General features: G+C 66.2%; 13 protein-coding genes and 1 tRNA gene. 2 read left to right on the forward strand and 12 right to left on the reverse strand.

Going from position 1 to position 12,562, the window contains the following annotated elements; translation table 11 throughout:
* Positions 1 to 39 precede the first annotated feature (39 nt).
* From AC3WS4_RS00720 to AC3WS4_RS00770, 11 genes are all read right to left on the reverse strand, one after another.
* On the reverse strand, positions 40 to 2,001 hold the full coding sequence (locus AC3WS4_RS00720) for a potassium transporter Kup (RefSeq protein WP_082545115.1): 1,962 nt from the start codon (positions 1,999 to 2,001) through the stop codon (positions 40 to 42).
* 60 nt (positions 2,002 to 2,061) lie between these two features.
* The gene (locus tag AC3WS4_RS00725; RefSeq protein WP_492740242.1) at positions 2,062 to 2,748 is read right to left on the reverse strand and encodes a tetratricopeptide repeat protein; all 687 of its coding nucleotides are present in this window, start codon (positions 2,746 to 2,748) and stop codon (positions 2,062 to 2,064) included.
* Positions 2,745 to 3,176, reverse strand: coding sequence for a cytochrome c-type biogenesis protein (locus AC3WS4_RS00730; protein WP_187139457.1), 432 nt, complete (start codon positions 3,174 to 3,176; stop codon positions 2,745 to 2,747). The genes AC3WS4_RS00725 and AC3WS4_RS00730 overlap by 4 nt, the downstream gene beginning before the upstream one ends.
* On the reverse strand, positions 3,173 to 3,703 hold the full coding sequence (locus AC3WS4_RS00735) for a DsbE family thiol:disulfide interchange protein (protein WP_056349720.1): 531 nt from the start codon (positions 3,701 to 3,703) through the stop codon (positions 3,173 to 3,175). The genes AC3WS4_RS00730 and AC3WS4_RS00735 overlap by 4 nt, the downstream gene beginning before the upstream one ends.
* Positions 3,700 to 5,664, reverse strand: a complete 1,965-nt coding sequence (locus tag AC3WS4_RS00740; RefSeq protein ID WP_056349718.1) for a heme lyase CcmF/NrfE family subunit — start codon at positions 5,662 to 5,664, stop codon at positions 3,700 to 3,702. Before AC3WS4_RS00740 ends, AC3WS4_RS00735 begins: the two co-directional genes overlap by 4 nt.
* 133 nt (positions 5,665 to 5,797) lie before the next feature.
* On the reverse strand, positions 5,798 to 6,238 hold the full coding sequence (gene ccmE / locus AC3WS4_RS00745; protein WP_492740241.1) for a cytochrome c maturation protein CcmE: 441 nt from the start codon (positions 6,236 to 6,238) through the stop codon (positions 5,798 to 5,800).
* Positions 6,235 to 6,420 carry a hypothetical protein gene (locus AC3WS4_RS00750; RefSeq protein WP_492740240.1) on the reverse strand — a complete coding sequence of 62 codons (186 nt, stop codon included), beginning with the start codon at positions 6,418 to 6,420 and terminating at the stop codon, positions 6,235 to 6,237. Before AC3WS4_RS00750 ends, ccmE begins: the two co-directional genes overlap by 4 nt.
* A 3-nt stretch (positions 6,421 to 6,423) precedes the next feature.
* Positions 6,424 to 7,158, reverse strand: coding sequence for a heme ABC transporter permease CcmC (gene ccmC / locus AC3WS4_RS00755; protein WP_056349713.1), 735 nt, complete (start codon positions 7,156 to 7,158; stop codon positions 6,424 to 6,426).
* 156 nt (positions 7,159 to 7,314) lie between these two features.
* The gene (locus AC3WS4_RS00760; protein WP_492740239.1) at positions 7,315 to 7,668 is read right to left on the reverse strand and encodes a YbaN family protein; all 354 of its coding nucleotides are present in this window, start codon (positions 7,666 to 7,668) and stop codon (positions 7,315 to 7,317) included.
* A 176-nt stretch (positions 7,669 to 7,844) separates the two neighbouring features.
* On the reverse strand, positions 7,845 to 8,894 hold the full coding sequence (locus AC3WS4_RS00765; RefSeq protein ID WP_492740238.1) for a Glu/Leu/Phe/Val family dehydrogenase: 1,050 nt from the start codon (positions 8,892 to 8,894) through the stop codon (positions 7,845 to 7,847).
* 98 nt (positions 8,895 to 8,992) lie between these two features.
* Positions 8,993 to 9,069: transfer RNA gene (locus tag AC3WS4_RS00770), tRNA-His, on the reverse strand.
* 112 nt (positions 9,070 to 9,181) lie between these two features.
* Between AC3WS4_RS00770 and AC3WS4_RS00775 the strand changes: the two genes are divergently transcribed.
* The gene (locus AC3WS4_RS00775; RefSeq protein WP_492740237.1) at positions 9,182 to 9,859 is read left to right on the forward strand and encodes a prolyl hydroxylase family protein; all 678 of its coding nucleotides are present in this window, start codon (positions 9,182 to 9,184) and stop codon (positions 9,857 to 9,859) included.
* A gap of 17 nt (positions 9,860 to 9,876) precedes the next feature.
* Here the strand turns inward: AC3WS4_RS00775 and AC3WS4_RS00780 are convergent, their stop codons facing one another.
* Entirely contained in the window at positions 9,877 to 10,617 is a 741-nt protein-coding gene (locus tag AC3WS4_RS00780) for an SIMPL domain-containing protein (RefSeq protein ID WP_492740236.1), read from the reverse strand.
* Between the two features lie 135 nt (positions 10,618 to 10,752).
* Between AC3WS4_RS00780 and AC3WS4_RS00785 the strand changes: the two genes are divergently transcribed.
* Positions 10,753 to 12,531 carry an ABC-F family ATP-binding cassette domain-containing protein gene (locus tag AC3WS4_RS00785; protein ID WP_492740235.1) on the forward strand — a complete coding sequence of 593 codons (1,779 nt, stop codon included), beginning with the start codon at positions 10,753 to 10,755 and terminating at the stop codon, positions 12,529 to 12,531.
* Positions 12,532 to 12,562 lie beyond the last annotated feature (31 nt).

Consider the following 12,562-nt stretch of genomic DNA (forward strand, 5'->3'; position numbering starts at 1 on the left):
AAACGCTTATTGCGACGATACGTCCGAAACGGAGGTGCGTCAGATCGCGACCTGGCTGCCCAGTTCGACGACGCGGTTGGTCGGCAGGCGAAAATATTCCATCGCGCTTTCCGAATTGCGCAGCATCCACGCAAACAGCCGTTCGCGCCAGATCGGCATGCCCGGCGTGCTCGCCGCGATCAGCGTCTGGCGCGACAGGAAAAAGCTCGTCTCGAGCATCTTGAAATCGCCGCCGCATCCGGTGACGCGGTGCAGCGCCGCGGGCACGTCGACCGGCTGCATGAACCCGTAATGCAGGATCAGCCGATGGAATCCCTGCCCCAGATCGTCGAGCGTGCAGAATTTCGCCTCGGGGACGAAGGGCACGTCGGCGATCTTGATCGTCAGCAGGATGATCCGCTCGTGCAGCACCTTGTTGTGCTTGAGGTTGTGGAGCAGCGCGTGCGGCACTCCGTCGGCGCTCGACGTCATGAACACCGCGGTGCCCGGCACCCGCGTCGCGCTGTTCGCCGCCGACTTGACGAACACCGGGATCGGCATCGCGCCGTCGGCCATTTCCTGCTGCATCAGCTTGCGGCCGCGCGACCAGGTGGTGAGCATCGTGAAGATGATCAGCCCGATCGCCAGCGGCACCCAACCACCGTCGGGCACCTTGATCAGATTCGCGCCGAAATAGGCGATGTCGACGATGAAGAAGACCGCCAGCACCGGCAGCGCCTTCCACGCCGGCCACTTCCACAGCGTGAACAGCACGACGCTCAGCAAACAGGTGTCGATGAACATCGCCCCCGTCACCGCGATGCCATAGGCTGCGGCAAGGTTGCTCGACGATCCGAAGAAGAGGACGAGGATGATGACCATCGTCATCAGGAACCAGTTCACCACCGGGATATAGATCTGCCCCGCCGCCGACGCACTGGTATGCTCGACGCGCAGGCGCGGGATGAAGCCGAGCTGGATCGCCTGCTGAGTCAGCGAGAAGGCGCCCGAGATCACCGCCTGGCTGGCGATGATCGTCGCCAGCAGCGCCAGGATCACCACCGGCACCTGCCACGCCTCGGGCATCATCAGGAAGAAGGGATCCTGGATCAGCCCCAGCCGCTGCCCGACGTCGGCCTCGAGCACCATCGCGCCCTGCCCCATATAGTTGAGCATCAGCGCCGGCAGCACAAAGGCGAGCCAGCTGAGCCCGATCGGCCCGCGCCCGAAATGGCCCATGTCGGCGTAGAGCGCCTCCGCCCCGGTCACCGCAAGCACCACCGCGCCCAGCGCGATGAAGGCGGTGAAGCCGTCGACATAGAAGAAGTTCAGCGCATTCAGCGGGTTGAGCGTCGCGATGATAATCGACGGATGGTCGACGATATGCATCACCCCCAGCGTCGCGAGCATCAGGAAATAGCAAAGCATGATCGGCCCGAACAGCATCCCGACCTTTGCCGTCCCACGCGACTGGATCGCGAACAGCCCGATCAGGATCGCGAGCGCGATCGGCACGATATAGGGATCGAAGCCTTGGTTGATATAGCTCAGCCCCTCGGTCGCCGACAGCACCGACATGGCGGGCGTGATCATGCTGTCGCCATAGAAGAGCGCGGTCGCGAACACCCCGAGCAGGATGATCGGCCAGGTCCAGCGCTTCTCACCCGACGACCGGCTGATCAGCGCGAGCAGCGCCAGGCTGCCCCCCTCGCCCTTGTTGTCGGCCTTCATGATCGTCAGCACATATTTGAAGGTGACGACGAGCATCATCGACCAGAAGACGAGGCTCAGCACGCCATAGATGTGCAATCGGTCGGCATCGATCGAATGATGGCCGGCAAAGGTCTCGCGGAACGCGTAGAGCGGGCTGGTGCCGATGTCGCCGAACACGACGCCGACGGCGCCGACCGCAAGCTTCAGCTTGCCGTCACCGTGATGGCCGTGACCGGGTTGGCCGGTTTCGGCGGCGTCGGGCGCGGCGCCGTCGGCGCCGCCTGCCGCCATGTGCGACTCAGCAGTCATCGGGCGCCTTTAGCCCAGCCGTGGGAAAAGGCCAGTGGTAGAAAATGGACCGTGCGCGCGTCACGGCGCCCCGGTGGTCTCGGGGGCCGCGCCGCCCGGCACCCCAGCCGGTGTTTCGGGTGGCAGCTGCGGCCCCATCGCCTGGCGAAGCTGCGCGAGCCGCATCTCGAGGTCGGGGCGCCACGGCGCATCGGAGGGGCTGCGCCGCAGCAATTCGCCCCACACCGCCTCGGCGCCTTTCAGATCGCCGCCCTGCGCCAGCGCGAGTCCGGCGAAGAACGGCGGCGCCGGGTGCGTTGGGTCGCGCCGCGCCGCTTCGTCGAACGCCAGCGCCGACGCCGGCGACATCACCCCGCCGCCATGCGCGACGAGCGCGTTGCCAAGGCCGACCCACAGATCGACATTATCCGGATATTTTTCGAGTCCCTTTTCCAGCGTCTGCGCCGCAAGCTGGGTCCTGCCGGTGCGCGCAAAGCCATCGGACATGCCCAGCCATTGGGCGGCGGGGCCGAACCGGTCGGCCATGCCTTGCCGCGGATCGGTCAGCGCCTGACCGAAACCGGAGTCGTCGGCCGCCGCCGCTACGGGCTTGCCGGGCAGCGCCGGACTGCCCTGCAGCGCATAGCCCGCAAGCCCCAGCATCACCGCCGCCCCCGCGAGCGGCCGCGCCGCCGGCGGCAGCTTGCCCAGCCACATCATCGCACCGATCGTCAGCGCCGCGGCGAGCAATATCCACAGCCAGATCATGCCGCATCCTCCCCCTCGGCATCGCCGCGCCGGAAGCGCCCGAAGGCGAGCCAGCCGCCAAGCGCAAGGAACAGCAGCGGCCCGAGCCACAGGAAGGCGGTCGCCATGTCGAACGGCGGATCGTAGCTCACCCAATTGCCATAGCGCGCGATCAGCCAGTCGCGGATCGCATCGGGGCTTTCGCCCGCGGCGATCTTGCCGCGCACCTCGTTGCGCATGTCGCCCGCCAGCGGCGCGTCACTGTCGGCGATCGACTGGCCCTGGCAAACGAGGCAGCGCAGCGTGTCCATCAGCGCCTTGGCCTTCGCCTCCTGCGCCGGATCGGCGAGCTGCTGATAGGCATAGGGCGCGGGCGGCAACCGGTCCTGCGCCGCGACAGGCGCCGCGACCAGCGTCAGCAGCGCGAGCAGGACGAGGCGCGGCCTCACTTCATCGCCTCCAGCTTGGCGACGATCTCGGGCACCTGTTCGGCGAGGATCACGCCCTGAATCTGTTCGCGAATAATGCCCTTGCCATCGATCAGGAAGGTTTCGGGCACACCGGACGATCCCAGCGCGATCTGCACGCTGCTCTGCACGTCGGACCCGATGCGGTCGAACGGATTGCCCACGTCAGCCAAGAACTGCGCGACATCCTGCGGCCGGTCGCGGATCGCGATGCCGTCGATCGGGACCCCGGCGGCCTTCAATGCCTCGAGCTGCGGCGCTTCGGCGCGGCACGGGATGCACCAGCTGGCAAAGACGTTGACCAGCCGCGGCCGCCCGTCGGCAAGTTGGCTGCTCTTCAATCCCTCGACCCCCGCGGTCGCGGGCGGCAGGTCGAACAGCGGCATCGGCTTGTTGATCCACTGCGACTCGATCAGCTTCTCGCCCGGCACCGTCAGCCGATAGACAAAGGCACCGAACAGCAATCCCATGATCGCCAACGGCACGAACAGGACCCAGCGCGACTTCATTTCCAACGGCCCTCATCCTTGCGCGCGCGCCGTGCCCGCCACAGCGCCAACAATTGCGCGCGGCCAAGCATCGAAAGCGCCGCGCCGAGCGCGATCAGCCCGCCGCCCAGCCATATCCACCACACCAGCGGTTTCCACCATAGCCGCAGCTGGTACCGGTCGGCGGCGCCATCGGCGCCCGGCACCGGCTGGCCGAGCACGACATACAGCTGCCCGCCCGGCCGCGTCAGCAGTGCGGCTTCGTTGGTCTCGGTCGGCGCGGTGCCCATCAGCCCGGGGAACATCCGCGATTCGGGCTTCAGCACATGCGACCCGCCGCCCGACGTCGCGATCAGCGTGCCTTCGATCGCGGTATAATTCGGCCCCGCGACCGGCTGCACACCCTTGAATAATACGTCGAAATCGCCGACCCGCACCGTCTCGCCCGGCGCCGCAGCGACCAGCCGTTCCTTGATGAAGGCGCTCTCGGCGCCCATCCCGGCGAGCGTCACCGCGACCCCGAAATGCGCGATCACCATGCCCCAGGTCGGCAGCGGCGTGCGGCGAAGATTGCGGCCCCACAAGGGTGCGAGGCTGGCAACTGCGACGACGCCCGCAACGGACATGCCGAGCAGCGGCAGAATCCCGACCTTGCCGCCAAAAATCACCAGCAGAACCAGCACCAGCGCCCCGGCAAACGCCGCCATCGGCAGCCGCGACCGCAGTTTCCGGCCATCGTCCTTGCGCCATGCCAGCAACGGCCCCGCGACCATGACGAGGCACAGGATCAGCGCAAGCGGCCCCGCTACCTTGTTATAATAGGGCGGCCCGACCGAAATCTTCTCGCCCATCGCCTCGGCGACGATCGGATAGAGGGTGCCGAGCAGCACCAGCGCGAGGATCGTCGTCAGCAGGAGGTTGTTGATCACCAGCGATCCCTCGCGGCTCAGCAGCGCGAATTTCTTGCCCTCGGCGACCGTCCCGGCACGCAGCGCGAACAAAGTCAGCGCGCCGCCAATATAGATCGCCATCAGCGCGAGCAGGAAGGTCCCGCGCTCGGGATCGACCGCGAAACTGTGCACGCTGGTCAGCAGCCCCGACCGGACGATGAAGGTCCCCACCATCGACATCGAAAAGCCGATCACCGCGAGCATCACCGTCCACGCGCGCAACGCGTTGCGCGTCGCGGTCACCGCAACCGAATGGAGCAGCGCAGCCCCCGCGAGCCAGGGGATCAGCGAGACATTCTCGACCGGATCCCAGAACCACCAGCCGCCCCAGCCGAGTTCATAATAGGCCCAATAGCTGCCGGCGGTGATGCCCAGCGTCAGGAAAATCCAGCTTCCGAGTACCCACGGCCGCATCGCGCGCGCGAACGCCGGGCCGATCTCGCGGGTAATCAGCGCACCGACCGCGAAGCTGAACGCCACCGACAGCCCGACATAACCGACGTAAAGCGTCGGCGGGTGAAAGGCGAGGCCGGGGTCCTGGAGCAGCGGGTTGAGCCCCTGCCCGTCGGGCGGTGCGACCGGCAAACGGTTGAACGGGTTGGACGAAAAGATCAGGAAGGCAAAGAAGCCGAGGCTCAGCGCCGCTTGCGCCGCAAGCGTCGCGATCAGCGTATCCTCGCGCAATCGCCGCTCGAAAATCGCAACCAGCGCGCCGGAAATCCCCAGGATCGTCAGCCACAGCAGCATCGACCCTTCGTGATTGCCCCACGCGCCGGCAACCTTGAACAGCATCGGTTTCAAACTGTTGCTGTTGCGCGCGACCAGCTCGACCGACATGTCCGACCGCACGAACAGCGCGATCAGCAGGCCGAAGGCCGCAGCGGTCAGCACGCCCTGCGCGACGCTCGCCGGCCGCACCAGCGCCGCCAGATCCTTCTGCCCACCACGAAGATACAGCGTCCCCGCGACGAGCGAGAGACAGGCGAGCGCCGCCGCGATCCACAACAGGGCAAGGCCAAGTTCGGCGATCATCTATCCAGCGCCCCCTCCGGCCCACCAAAAAACCTCGTTATTGCGAGCGAAGCGAAGCAATCCAGGGGCGGCCTTGCACCGCTCTGGATTGCTTCGTCGCTTCGCTCCTCGCAATGACGAGTAAAAATAACACTCATGTCTTGGGCGCCGCCTTGGCCACGGCCTTGTCCATGCCTTCCATCTGCGGTGGCATATATTTCTCGTCATGTTTGGCCAGAATCTTGTCGGCCACAAATGTGCCATCGGCACGCATCCGGCCGTCGGCGACCATGCCGCTCTCCTCGGCGAACAGGTCCGGGACGATCCCGGTGAACTGCACCGGCACCGATGCCTTGCCGTCGGTCGCGACGAAGCGGATCGTCACCCCGTCGCCCTGCCGTTCGATGCTGCCCTTGGCAACCATGCCGCCGAGCCGCATCGGCTCGCCGATGATCGCCTTGCCGGCCTTGATCTCCTCCGGCGTGCGAAAATAGGCGGCCTCGTCGCGGAGCGCGCTTGCGCCGAGCACGCCCGCGCCCGCGACGCCCGCGAGCGCCACGACGGCGAGGATCAGTCTTTGATGCTTGGCTTTCATTTCGGGTCCCCGCGCGGCGTCTCGCCGCGCCGATTATTGGCGCGCAGCGCATCGCTGCGCTTCTCAGCCTTCACCATAGCGTGCCAGCTGGACCACAGCACGATGCCGGTCAGCACGGCGGTCAGCCCATAGGCCGCCGCGACAAAGGCCCATTGGCCGCCCCCGCTGATCACCCCGGTCACGCGTCAATTCCCCTCATCGTCGGCGAGCCGCCGCAATCGCGCGGCGACGCGGTTGTCGGCGATGATCCGCCGCATCCGCATCAGCACGATGGCGCCGAACAGCAGCGAGAAACCCGATACAGTCAAACCCAGCGGCCAAAGCAACGCGCCGTCGATGCTCGATCCGCGCAGCGTGATGCTCGGCCCCTGATGCAGGCTGTTCCACCACACGACGCTGCGGTTGATGATCGGGATGTTGATCGCGCCCACCAGCGCATAGATAGCGGCGCCACGCGACAGCGATCCGCCCTGCTTCTGCCCCTCGTCGCCATTGGTCAGCGCGATGAAGCCGGCATAAAGAAAGAGCAGGACGAGCATCGACGTCATCCGGCCGTCCCATTCCCACCAGGTCCCCCATGTCGGCCGCCCCCAGATCGACCCGGTGGCGAGGCACAGCGCCGTGAACAACATCCCCGGCACCGCGATCGCGCGCGCCGCGATCCCCGACAGCGGATGGCGCCAGACGAGCTGGATCAGCCCGGCGATCGCAAGGCTCGTCCAGCCGCCCATGCCGAGCCAGGCCGACGGGACATGGACATATAATATCCGCGCGGTTTCGCCCTGCTTGTAATCGCCCGGCACCACGGCGAGCCCCGCCCAGCTGCCCGCGAGCAGCAACAGCAGCCCGACGCCGAGCAGCCACGGTGTCAGCGGTTTGGCGATTGCCAGGAAACGGGTCGGATTCGCATAGGCGTGCATCGGTTCGCGTCGTCTTTAGGTGAGGCCGATATATCGGTCCAGTGAATTGCCCGGCGCGACCCGGCGGCGCTTCTCTCGCCCGCCCCGCGAACAAGGTCAAGCGCCGCGCTTCGGCGCCCCGCATCGTCTATCGCATTGAGCGAGGTCAAAATTGCCTCACCCCTCGGGCCGCGTCCAGATCCAGCTCCCGGTCACCGCCGCCACGACGATCGGCACCATCATCCACGGCCAGGGCGAAAAGAGCAAAGCGAGCAGGATGCTGAAAGCGAAGGCGGCCGTCGCCGCGACCTTGCCCTTGCGGCTGATCGCCCCCTTCTCACGCCAGGCGAGAATATGGTGCCCGAAATGCGGATGATTGACCAACCACGCCTCAAGCCGCGGCGACGAGCGGGCGAAACAAAAGGCCGCGAGGATAACAAACGGTACCGTTGGCAACAGCGGCAGGAACGCCCCGATCGCGCCGAGCGCGAGCGACAGCCAGCCACAGACGAGGTAGAAATGCCGCTTCATCACGGGCGGGCTTAGCGGAAATTGAGCGGTCCGCCATCCCCGACGCTCGCGCTTTGCCGCTCTGGATTGCTTCGCTTCGCTCGCAATGACGAAGCGTATCAAAATCTCGTCATTGCGAGGAGCGAAGCGACGCGGCAATCCAGAGCATCACCACGCGATGCTCCGTTGCCCCGAAATCACCCGCGCCCGATCAGCTTCTGCGCCATCCGGTCGGCGACGACCGACGCCGGGGTACCGCTCGCCTTGCTCTCGGCCCAGATGTCGGCCAGCCGGCCGGGGATCTGGCGGATGCGGCTCTCGACTTCCTCGGCATTGCCCTGCCCCAGATATTCGAGCGCGACATTGATGATGCCGCCCGCGTTGATCACATAATCGGGGGCATAGGTGATGCCGCAGTCGTGGATGCGCTGGCCGTCGGCGGCGGTCGCGAGCTGGTTGTTCGCGCCGCCCGACACGATCGGCACGCGCAGCTTCGCGATACTCTCTTCGGTCAGGATCGCGCCGAGCGCATTGGGGCTAAGAACGTCCGCCTCAATCTCCATGATCGCCGCCGAATCGGCCAGATCGGCACCCAGTTCGTCCGCCAGCGCCTTGGCGCGCGCCAGATTGACGTCGGCGAGCGTCAGGATCGCGCCATCGGCCGCAAGCCGCCGCGCGACCCCGCCGCCGACGCTGCCGACGCCCTGGATCGCGACGCGCACGCCCTTGGCGCTGTCGGTGCCGAGACCGTTCTTGATCGCGGCGAGTATCCCCAGATAGACGCCCAGCGCGGTCTGCGGACCCGGATCGCCGCCCACTTCGCCGCTCGCCACGGGCAGCCCGCTGACATGCTTGGTCTGATGCGAAATCGCGACGATGTCGGCGACCGACATGCCGACATCCTCGGCGGTAACATAGGCACCGCCCAGCGAATCGACCGCGCGCCCGAAGGCCGCAAGCATCTCGGGCGTCTTCTCGGCGCCCTCGTCGGCCAGGATCACGCCCTTTGCGCCGCCCATCGGCAGGCCCGCCATGGCGTTCTTGTAGCTCATGCCCCGCGACAGGCGCAGCGCATCGGTGATCGCCGCCTTGCGCTGCGGATAATGCCAATAGCGCACCCCGCCCGCGCCGGGGCCGAGGTGGGTCGAATGCACCGCGATGACCGCGGTCAGCCCGCTGGCGCGATCGCGGAACATGTGGACATGCTCATGATCGTCGAAATCGGCGAAATCCCAGACAGCAGACATGCGCGACTCCTCGCGTTAGAAAATTACGTTGATACGTAATAATCCAATAGCGACGATGAGTCACCCCAAATCCCGCATATGCGCGATGATTGAGAAAATGGGGCGACCAACGGGGCTCGAACCCGCGACCTCCGGTACCACAAACCGGCGCTCTAACCAACTGAGCTATGGTCGCCACATAAGCGAAGAGGGCGCGCTAAGCGGCCTCGACAGCGCGCGGCGATAGGCGCGGGAGGCCCCGTTCGTCAAGCATTGTTCGTGAAACATATGCCCCCTAAAAGCGCGGCATGACCGACAGGATCGTCGATATGGCCACTTCGGGCGCCGACCGCACAGCCGATCGCCTCGCCGCCGTGCCTGGCATCCGCCGCGCGCCGACGCCCAAGCTGCAGCAATATATGCTCTCGCGCTTCCTCGACGCCGATACCTGCGCCGCGCTGATCGAGCGCATCGATCGCGACGTGCGCCCCTCGACGATCGCCGATCCCAACGGCGACGAAGCCTTCCGCACCAGCGCGACCTGCGACCTCGACCATCGTGACCCTGTCGTCCGCGCCGTGAATGACAGGCTCCACGCGCTCACCGGCATTCCCCTGCCCTATGGCGAGCCGCTGCAGGGCCAGCGCTATGACGTCGGACAGGAATTTAAGGCGCACACCGATTTTTTCGATCCGCGTGGCTCCGATTGGGAGCAATATTGCGCGATCCCCGGTCAGCGCAGCTGGACGCTGATGATCTACCTCAACGAACCGCCCGCGGGCGGCGCGACGCGTTTCCTCGCGACCGGCAAGATGCACCAGCCCGAGGCCGGAAAGCTGCTCGCCTGGAACAATGTCCGCCCCGACGGCACGACGAACGACGACACGCTCCACCACGGGATGAAGGTGCGCAAGGGACGCAAATATATCATCACAAAATGGTTCCGCGAACGGCCCTGGCCGTGGGCGGAGGGGGAGCTGGACTAGCCAGCTCCCGACCCGAATTACCGCACCAACCGATACTCGAAACTCAGCGTCAGCGTGTTCGCGACCTGGCCCGGCTCGACCGGGGTCGCCTTGGCGTCCATCGCCTGCAGGCGCACCATCGGCATCGGCGGCTGCGGGCCACCAAAGCTGCCTTCGCTGATCGACACCAGCTCGGCACCGCGATATCCCGCGAGCTTGGCATAGTCTGCCGCCTTCGCCTCGGCCGCCTTGATCGCCGTGCCGCGCACACCGACGAGCTGCGCATCGGGGTCCTTCATGGAAAAATAGGGACCGTCGATGTTCGTCCCGCCCGCGGCGACCAGCGCGTCGAGCAGCGGGCCGATGTCGTCGATCTTCGGCGTGGTCGCGCGCACCGTGTTCGACACCTGATAGCCGATGAAGCGCGGCGGCTGGCCCGCCACCTGATTGTTATAGTCATATTGCGGCGACAGGTTGATGCCGCTCGTCTGGATATCCTCGGCCTTGATCCCGCGCGCTTTCGCTGCGGCGATCAGCTTGTCCATCGCGGCGGCATTCTGGCGCATCGCCTCGACCGCGGTCGGCGCGGTCGTCGTCACCCCGGCGCCGACGGTCGCCTGGTCGGGGCGCGAGCGCACTTCCTCGCTGACGCTGAAGGTCAGGATCGGGCCCTGCGTCGTCGCTGTCGTCACCGTCGTTCCCCCTTGCTGTGCAAGCGCGGGCGTTGCCGCCATCAGCGCCAGTCCACTGGCCATAGCGGTGAGCATATGCTTCGTCATGTTCTTCTCCTGTCGGCCGGACCCCCGGCCAGTTCCGGGTCGTGCCCCCCGAACGCAGACGGAGGCGACCCGTTCCGGCCTTTGCCTCCACGGCGCTTGCATGATGCTGAACACCTCAGTAGCGAGCCGTTCATCATGGCAGCCCCGATTTTATCATATGAAGGCCTCGGCCTTGTGCAGGGCAGCGGCTGGCTGTTTCAGAATCTCGACATCTATGTCGGCGAGCGCGACCGCCTCGCGCTGATCGGCCGCAACGGAGCGGGCAAGACGACCCTGCTCAAATTGCTCGCCGGACAGATCGACGCCGACAAAGGCAAGCGCGTGATCGTGCCCGGCACCCATGTCGTGATGCTCGAACAGGAACCCGATTTCCGACCTTTCGATACCCTCATGGATTTCGCCGTCGCCGCGCCCAACGCGCCCGAGGCCTATGAGGTCGCGGCGATCGCCGACCAACTCGGCATCGACATGAGCCGCGCCGCCGCCAGCGCCTCGGGCGGCGAGCGCCGCCGTGCCGCACTGGCAAGGGCATTGGCCCAAAACCCCGACGTGCTGTTGCTCGACGAGCCGACCAACCATCTCGACCTCGCCGCGATCGACTGGCTCGAGAGCTGGCTCGCGCGCTACACCGGCGCCTTTGTCGCGATCAGCCACGACCGTACCTTCCTCACCCGCCTGACGCGCCAGACGCTGTGGCTCGACCGCGGCAGCATCCGGCGCAAGGAAATCGGCTTCGGCGGCTTCGAGGAATGGAGTGATTCGGTCGCGGCGGAGGAAGCCCGCGCCGCACAGCGCCTCGACTCCAAGCTCCGCTTGGAAGCGCACTGGCTTGAGCGCGGCGTCACCGCGCGCCGCAAGCGCAATCAGGGGCGCCTCGAAAAGCTCAAGGAAATGCGCGCCACCCGCGCCGCGATGATCGGCGGTCCCGGCGTCGCCAGGCTCGGCCTCGCCAACGATGATGTCCGCTCCAAATCGGTGATCGTCGCCGAAAATGTCAGCAAAAGCTTCGGCGACCGCCCGATCATCAAGAATTTCGATTTCCGCGTCCAGCGCGGCGACCGCATCGGCATCGTCGGCGCCAATGGCGCGGGCAAGTCGACCTTGCTCAAACTGCTCACCGGCGAAATCGCGCCCGACAGCGGCAAGATCACCCTCGCCCCGACCCTCGACGGCATCGTCATCGACCAGCAGCGCAGCCTGATGTCGCCCGAAAAGCGCGTCCGCGATATCCTCGCCGACGGCGGCGACTGGGTCGAGGTGCGCGGGGTCAAGAAGCACATTCAGGGTTATCTCAAGGAATTCCTCTTCGACCCCGGCGTCGTCGAGGCGAGCGTCGGCGCGCTGTCGGGCGGCGAACGCTCGCGGCTCTTGCTCGCGCGCGAATTCGCCCGCGAATCGAACCTGCTCGTGCTCGACGAGCCGACCAACGACCTCGACCTCGAAACGCTCGACCTGTTGCAGGAAGTCATCGCCGACTATGCCGGCACCGTGCTGCTCGTCAGCCACGATCGCGATTTCCTCGACCGCACCGTCACCGTCACCCTCGGCCTCGACGGAACGGGCAAGGTCGACATCGTCGCCGGCGGCTATGCCGACTGGGAAGCCAAGCGGGTCAAGCCGAACGCGGTAAAAGCGAAGTCCGCATCCACCGGCGCGACGCCTCCCCCGCCGCAGGCGCGCAAAAAACTCAGCTACAAGGACCAACGCGACTATGATCTGCTGCCTGCGCGGATCGAGGCGATCGAAAGAGAAATGGCCGGAATCGAAAGCGACCTGTCCGACGGTGGTCTCTTCACCCGCGACAACGCGCGCTTCAATGCGCTGACCGGCAAGCTCGAAACGCTGCGCGACGAAAAGGCCGCAGCGGAAGATCGCTGGCTCGAACTGGCGGAGGCGGTCGAAGCGCTCGGCTAATGCCCTTGCTCCGAAACGCGCCTTCTCACAC

Source organism: Sphingopyxis sp. EU05-FHT14B03 (assembly GCF_058790875.1).